At 71.9% G+C, this 6,242-nt stretch carries 6 protein-coding genes; 5 read left to right on the top strand and 1 reads right to left on the bottom strand.

The annotated features are described in order from the left end of the window. On the top strand, positions 1–388 hold a 388-nt coding region (locus V7Z97_RS06235; RefSeq protein WP_334162153.1), incomplete at its 5' end, for a lysozyme inhibitor LprI family protein. A gap of 74 nt (positions 389–462) precedes the next feature. Beyond that, positions 463–714 (top strand): hypothetical protein, encoded by a 252-nt coding sequence (locus V7Z97_RS06230; protein ID WP_334162151.1) that lies wholly within the window; start codon positions 463–465, stop codon positions 712–714. 2 nt (positions 715–716) lie between these two features. On the opposite strand, the gene V7Z97_RS06225 is transcribed toward V7Z97_RS06230, so the two are convergent. Beyond that, the gene (locus V7Z97_RS06225; protein WP_334162149.1) at positions 717–1,961 is read right to left on the bottom strand and encodes an MgtC/SapB family protein; all 1,245 of its coding nucleotides are present in this window, start codon (positions 1,959–1,961) and stop codon (positions 717–719) included. Between the two features lie 87 nt (positions 1,962–2,048). Here V7Z97_RS06225 and V7Z97_RS06220 point away from each other — a divergent pair, with 87 nt between their 5' ends. The 3 genes from V7Z97_RS06220 (at position 2,049) to V7Z97_RS06210 (ending at position 6,242) form a co-directional block, all read left to right on the top strand. Then, positions 2,049–2,600: a DOMON-like domain-containing protein gene (locus tag V7Z97_RS06220; protein ID WP_334162147.1), complete on the top strand. Its 552-nt coding sequence runs from the start codon at positions 2,049–2,051 to the stop codon at positions 2,598–2,600. Next, the gene (locus V7Z97_RS06215; protein WP_334162146.1) at positions 2,597–3,799 is read left to right on the top strand and encodes an exo-beta-N-acetylmuramidase NamZ family protein; all 1,203 of its coding nucleotides are present in this window, start codon (positions 2,597–2,599) and stop codon (positions 3,797–3,799) included. The genes V7Z97_RS06220 and V7Z97_RS06215 overlap by 4 nt, the downstream gene beginning before the upstream one ends. A 151-nt stretch (positions 3,800–3,950) precedes the next feature. Continuing rightward, complete coding sequence (locus V7Z97_RS06210; protein WP_334162144.1) at positions 3,951–6,242, top strand: TonB-dependent receptor; 2,292 nt, start codon at positions 3,951–3,953, stop codon at positions 6,240–6,242.

The raw sequence follows: 6,242 nt of genomic DNA, 5'->3' as shown, positions 1-6,242 counted from the left end.
CGCCCGCACGGAGCGCGCCGTCGCCCGAACGGCCCCTCCCGGCCGCCCGAATGTCCAGAAGGCCTCGGCCCCGTCGCCCAAGGCGCGGCCCGCCCGCAAGGCGCTGGCCCCGATCGGCGGCCCGGCCCTCAGCCGCTGTCTCGCCGAGCCGACGCCGGCCGAGCGCGCGCTCTGCCTGAACCCCGACCTGCGCGCCGCCGACGTCCGGATGCGGGAGGCCTACGACAAGGCGGTGGCGGCCGGCGCGGATCGCCAGGCGCTCGATCGCGAGCAGGCCGAGTGGCGCACCGCCCGCAACATGGCCGCCCACAGCAAGGACGCGGTGGCTAGGCTCTACGACCAGCGGATCGAGCAGCTGACGGCGCGGACCGAGGACCCGCCGTTTTAACTTTGCCGATTAAGGTTCTGGTGACCGAAGCAGCGCGGAACTGGCCGTTCCCCGTTCGGCCAGCGTCAGGACCCATGCGAGTCGTTCAGCTTCATCCCCCGTTCGATCACGGCGCCGCGCTGCGCGTGCCGCCGCCGCACGATTCGAAGAGCTGGCGGATGCTGTGGAGCTGGCTCGGCGACGAGGCCCGCGCCGTGGCCGAAGGCGCCGCCGTGCAGGTGCGGACGCCTGAGGGGCCGGTCGTCGCCCATTGCGGCGACTGGATCGTGCTCAGCCACTCCGGCTCGTTCCACGTGGCGCACACCGCGCGCGGCCACGACGCCTGAAGCTAGGCGCCCAGCGCCAGAAGACCGCCCGCCCAGGCCGCCGCGGCCACCAGGATCAGGCCCGGCACGACCCTCGCCGCGAAAGCCCGGCCGCCGGCGGCGAACGCGAACGCCACCTTGGTCGCCGTGTTGGTGGTGAAGGCCGCCAGGATCGGGATCACCGCGGCGCGCGGCGCCATCTCCCCCTGCGCCGCCAGATTGGCCATCGAGATCGCCGCCGCGTGGGTGTCCACGAGGCCCGCGAGCGCGGCCGCGGCCAGGGCGCCGGCCTCGCCGAACCAGGCCCTGAGCGCCGCCGAGCCGACCAGCACCACCGCCAGGGTCGCCCCGAACACCAGGGCTGTGGTGAGGCTGAACGCCTCGCCCGCGTCGGCCCCGTCGTCGGCCGGCCGACGCAGGGCGCGCAGGGTGAAGACCGCGCCGTAGCCCACGGCGGCGAGCCCCGCGCAGACCAGGGCTGGGGCCAGCGCCCACAGGGTCGCCGGGTCGGTGGCGCCGACCACGGCGGCCATCTGCAGCACGGTGGCGACCGTCGAGAGCACGGCGCCCGCCGCGGCGGGGCCCATCAGGGCCGGGGTCTTCGCCGCCCGCGCGCCCATCGCCCCGATCGTCGCCGCGCTCGAGACGAAGCCCGACGCAAGGCCTGCGGCGGGCAGGCCGAAGCGGGCCCCGAGCGCGCGCACCGCCACGTGGCCGGCCGCGCCGATCGCCAGCACCAGGATCACCACCATCCAGGCCGACCGCGGATTGACCGCCCCGAACGGGCCGACCGGGTGATCCGGCAGCATCGGCAGGACGACGAGGGTGGCGGCCGCCAGGATCAAGGCGCCGCGCAGTTCCTTCTCGGTGAGCACCACGCCGACGAACCGGTGCAGGGGGCTGCGGGCGGCGAGCAGTATGGCCACCATGACGCCCAGTGCGGCCGCCAGCGCCGGCTGCTGAACGCAGAGCGCGCCCAGCAGCACGGTCAGGACCAGAGCGATCTCGGTGGTCAGGCCCGGGTCCGCGTCGCCACGGGTGCGCCAGTAACTGAGGGCCGCGAAGGCGCTCACCGCCGCCGCCGTGATCCCCAGCAGCACGGGGCCGCCGGCCAGCAGGCTCGCCGCCCCGGCCAGGGCCGCGACCGTGAAGGTGCGGATGCCGGCGGCCGACGGCGTCGCCCGCTCGCGGTTGCGCCGCTCGCGCTCGGCTCCGATCAGCAGGCCCAGGCCCAGCGCGACGGCCAGGTTCAGCAGCAGTGCGTCCAAAGGCGCCGTCCCCCTTCCGGCCCTTTTAACGCCTTGGCCGCGGGTCGCGACAGTGGCGCCGCGCCGCGCGGCGGCTACCATGGCCTGATGCGACGCCTGCTGCGGCCCCACCCCGACTCTCCGTCCTCGCCGGTGACCTCCATCGCGGTGACCGTGGATCGGGACGCGCCGGGCCTGCTGCGGCTCGCCTACCGCGCCGACGGCGACATGGCCGCGGTGACCCTGCCGCCGCCCGCGCCGGCCGAGCGGGCCGACGAGCTCTGGCGCAGCACCTGCTTCGAACTCTTCCTGCGCCCCGTCGGCGGCGAGGCCTACTGGGAGTTCAACTTCGCGCCGTCCACCCGCTGGGCCGCCTACGCCTTCGACGGCTATCGCGCCGGGATGCGGCCGGCCGAGGGGATGCCTCCGCCGGTGTTGGAGGTCGCCGGCGACCGGGGTGTCTTCGCGCTCGCCGTGACGCTCGACCTCACCGGCCTGGCGGGCCTCGCCCTCGGCGGTTCCTGGCGGATCGGGCTCTCGGCGGTGGTCGCCGCGAAGGCGGGCGTCTCCCACTGGGCGCTCGCCCATCCGCCGGGGCGGCCGGACTTCCACCACGCCGATTGCTTTGCGCTGGAAATTCCCGCAACGGGGCGGGCATGAAATTCGGCATCGATCGTCTCCTCGCCGAGCCGGAGCTGCGCGCCCCGCTCGCCGGCCGCCGGCTTGCCCTGCTGGCCCACCCGGCCTCGGTCACGGCCGATCTCGTCCACTCGCTGGACGCGCTCGCCGCCTGTCCGGACCTGAAGCTCACCGCCGCCTTCGGCCCGCAGCACGGCCTGCGCGGCGACAAGCAGGACAACATGGTGGAGAGCCCGGACTTCGCCGATCCGGTCCACGGCGTGCCGGTGTTCAGCCTCTACGGCGAGGTGCGGCGGCCCACCGACGCCTCCATGGAGACGTTCGACGTCCTGCTGGTCGACCTGCAGGACCTGGGCTGCCGCATCTACACCTTCATCACCACCCTTCTCTATGTGCTCGAGGCGGCGGCGAAGCACGGCAAGGCGGTCTGGGTGCTGGACCGCCCGAACCCCGCCGGCCGGCCGGTGGAGGGCCTGACCCTGCGGCCGGGCTGGGAGAGCTTCGTGGGCGCCGGGCCGATGCCCATGCGCCACGGCCTGACGCTGGGCGAGCTCGGCCACTGGTTCATCCGCCGCTTCGGCCTGGACGTGGAGTACCGGGTCATCGCCATGGAGGGCTGGGCGCCCGAGGCCGCGCCCGGCCACGGCTGGCCGCTCGGGGAGCGGGCCTGGGTGAACCCCAGCCCCAACGCCCCGAACCTCTGGATGGCCCGGGCCTACGCCGGCACGGTGATGCTGGAGGGGACCACGCTGTCGGAGGGCCGCGGCACGACCCGGCCGCTGGAGTTGTTCGGCGCGCCGGACATCGACGCCCGCGCGGTGATCGCAGAAATGCAGGCGCTGGCCCCGCAGTGGCTGCAGGGCTGCCAGCTCCGCGACTGCTGGTTCGAGCCCACCTTCCACAAGCATGTGGGCAGGCTCTGCAGCGGCGTGCAGATTCACACCGAGGGTCCCGGCTACGGGCACGAGGCCTTCCGGCCCTGGCGTCTGCAGGCGCTGGGCTTCAAGGCGATCCGCCGGCTGCAGCCCGGCTACGACCTCTGGCGGGACTTCCCCTACGAGTACGAGATCGGCAAGCTGGCCATCGACGTGATCAACGGCGGCCCGGCTCTCCGCGAATGGGTCGACGATCCCGCCGCTGGGCCGGCAGATCTCGACGCCCTGACCGTCCCCGACGAGACCGCCTGGGCGGCCGAGCGGCGGGAGTTCCTACTCTACTAGCCCCTTTCGCGCCCCCTCCGCCGCCGCGCCATTTCACCGGCCGCAGATATTCACGCGCGTGAGAGTGAGTGTTGACAGCGGCGCTCCGCGCGACGCATCTTCCGCGACACAGACCGGCGTCAACGACCGGCTGACAGGGGAAGGGAAAGCTATGAAGGCGCTTCTACTCGGCTCGGCCTGCGCCATGAGCCTGATCGCCGCCGCGTCGCCCGCGCTGGGCCAGACCGCCGCGTCCCAGGAGGCCCCCGAGGCGACCGCCGTGGGCGAGGTGATCGTCACCGCCACCCGCCGCAGCGAGCGCCTCCAGGACGTGCCCCTCAGCGTCACCGCCTATTCGCAGGAGCAGCTCACCGCCAAGGGCATCGTGGGCTACGAGGGTCTGGCGGTGGAGACCCCTGGCGTGGTGCTGAACCGGCCCAGCGCCAACTTCAACAACTTCACGGCCCGCGGCATCGCCACCAACGGCTACGGCGCCAACCTGCAGAGCACGGTGGCTGTCTACATCGACGAACTGCCGATCTCGACCATCGGCAACACGACGGTGCTCGACCCGAACCTGTTCGATGTGGAGCGGGTCGAATTCCTGCGTGGGCCGCAGGGCACGCTGTTCGGCTCCGGCTCGCTCTCGGGCGCGCTGCGGATCCTGACGAAAAAGCCGGACGCCTCGGGCTTCGACGCCTCGGCCCTGGTGGACTTCGGCATGACCGGCGCTGACTCCCTGCGTCAGCGCTACAACGCCATGGTCAACGTCCCGCTCGTGCAGGACAAGCTGGCGATCCGCGCCGTGGGCTTCGTCCGCAAGGAAGAAGGCTACATCGACAACCTCGGCCTGGCGGCGCGGAAGAATTCCAACGACCTCGACGCCTGGGGCGGCCGGGTCAGCCTGCTGTGGGAGCCGACAGACCGGACGTCGGTCAAGCTGCTCGCCTCGCGCGAGGTCAGCAAACCGCGGGACTCCTCCACCATCTCACGCTTCGTAGGCGGCGAGCGCGTCCACGACAGGCGCTACTCGGACCGTCCCGACCTCTTCCAGGGGTGGCTGACCAGCTACAACGCCACGATCGAGCACCAATTCAACGGCGCCCAGCTCACGAGCTCGACGACCTGGTCGGAGTTCGATCAGAAGTTCTACGTCGATCTGGGGGGCACCTTCGGGAACCTCCTCGGCAACCCGCTCGGCATCGCCTTCGGCCTCGACGCCGACGCCTACCAGGACACCTTCGTGGAGGAGGTGCGGCTGGCGTCCGATCCGGGCGGCAAGTGGGACTGGGTGGTCGGCGGCTTCTTCCTCGATCGTCGCTGGGACGTGGACTACAACTACCGCTCGCGGGCCGACTATCTCGCCTTCCGCCGCTTCACCGGCCTGTCGGACGAGTACTACCAGCGCCAGCAGAACCACACGAACTCGCAGGAACTCGCGGGCTTCGGCAACCTGACCTACCGGTTCAGCGACAACCTGTGGGTGACGGGCGGCCTGCGCTACGGCGGCTTCGAGGCGCAGTCCTACGTGGAGGGCGGCTACACCAGCAACTACCTGGCCGCCGCGCTCAACCCCGCCTACCCCGGCCCTCTGATCGTCACCCAGGTCGCCCCGGCCACGGGCGTGAAGGCCAAGGAGACGGGCCCCTCGTACAAGATCAGCGTCTCGTACAAGCCGGTCTCGGCGATCACCACCTACGCCACGGTCGCGACGGGCTTCCGCACCCCGGTGGTGAACGCCTTCGCCGGCCGGCCCAGCGTCGTGAACCCCACCGACATCGTCATCCCGCCGGGCGCCGACTCCGACGACCTCACCAACTACGAGATCGGCCTGAAGGGGACCTGGCTGGGCGGCCGCCTGACCACCAACCTCGCGGCCTACTGGATCGACTGGAAGAACATCCAGGTGCAGGCCAACCGCGTGTCGGACTCGGTGCAGTTCGCCACCAACATCGGCCAGGCGTTCAGCCGCGGACTCGAGTTCGAGATCGTCGCCCTGCCGATGGACGGGCTGACGATCGGCGCCAACGGCGCCTTCAACGAGGCCGAGGTCAGCAAGCTCACCCCCAACGAGGCGGCCATCTCGGGCGCGGGCGAAGGGGTGCGGCTGGCCTCGCCCAGGTTCCAGGGGGCCGCCTTCGTCAACTACGGCTTCGACCTGACGCCGGAAGCCCGCGCCAACCTCTCGGCGGTGGTCCAGCGCGTGGGCAAGTACCCGGGCCTGTTCCCTTACATCCCAGGGCGGCCCGGCGTCCTCCAGCCGACCTACGACTACACCGAGGCCTACACCAACGTGAACGCGACCTTCGCGGTGGCCTTCGACAAGTGGACGGTCGGCGCCTACGTCGAAAACCTCTTCGACAGCCGCAAGATCACCTACGTCCACCCCGAAGCGTTCATCGCCAGCCGATACGCCGAGCAGCGTCCTCGCACCATCGGCGTCCGCGCCGGCTACGACTTCTAG

This window comes from Phenylobacterium sp. (assembly GCF_036821595.1).
Taxonomy (GTDB): domain Bacteria; phylum Pseudomonadota; class Alphaproteobacteria; order Caulobacterales; family Caulobacteraceae; genus Phenylobacterium.
The sequence above is the reverse complement of the archived record's forward strand: the minus strand, read 5'-3'. Positions and strand labels throughout refer to the sequence as shown.

Excerpts from the sequence above, each read along its gene's own strand:
- V7Z97_RS06220 (WP_334162147.1), top strand. The coding sequence starts at position 2,049 with ATGCGACGCCTGCTGCGGCCCCACCCCGACTCTCCGTCCTCGCCGGTG.
- V7Z97_RS06210 (WP_334162144.1), top strand. The coding sequence starts at position 3,951 with ATGAAGGCGCTTCTACTCGGCTCGGCCTGCGCCATGAGCCTGATCGCC.
- V7Z97_RS06230 (WP_334162151.1), top strand. The coding sequence starts at position 463 with ATGCGAGTCGTTCAGCTTCATCCCCCGTTCGATCACGGCGCCGCGCTG.
- V7Z97_RS06215 (WP_334162146.1), top strand. The coding sequence starts at position 2,597 with ATGAAATTCGGCATCGATCGTCTCCTCGCCGAGCCGGAGCTGCGCGCC.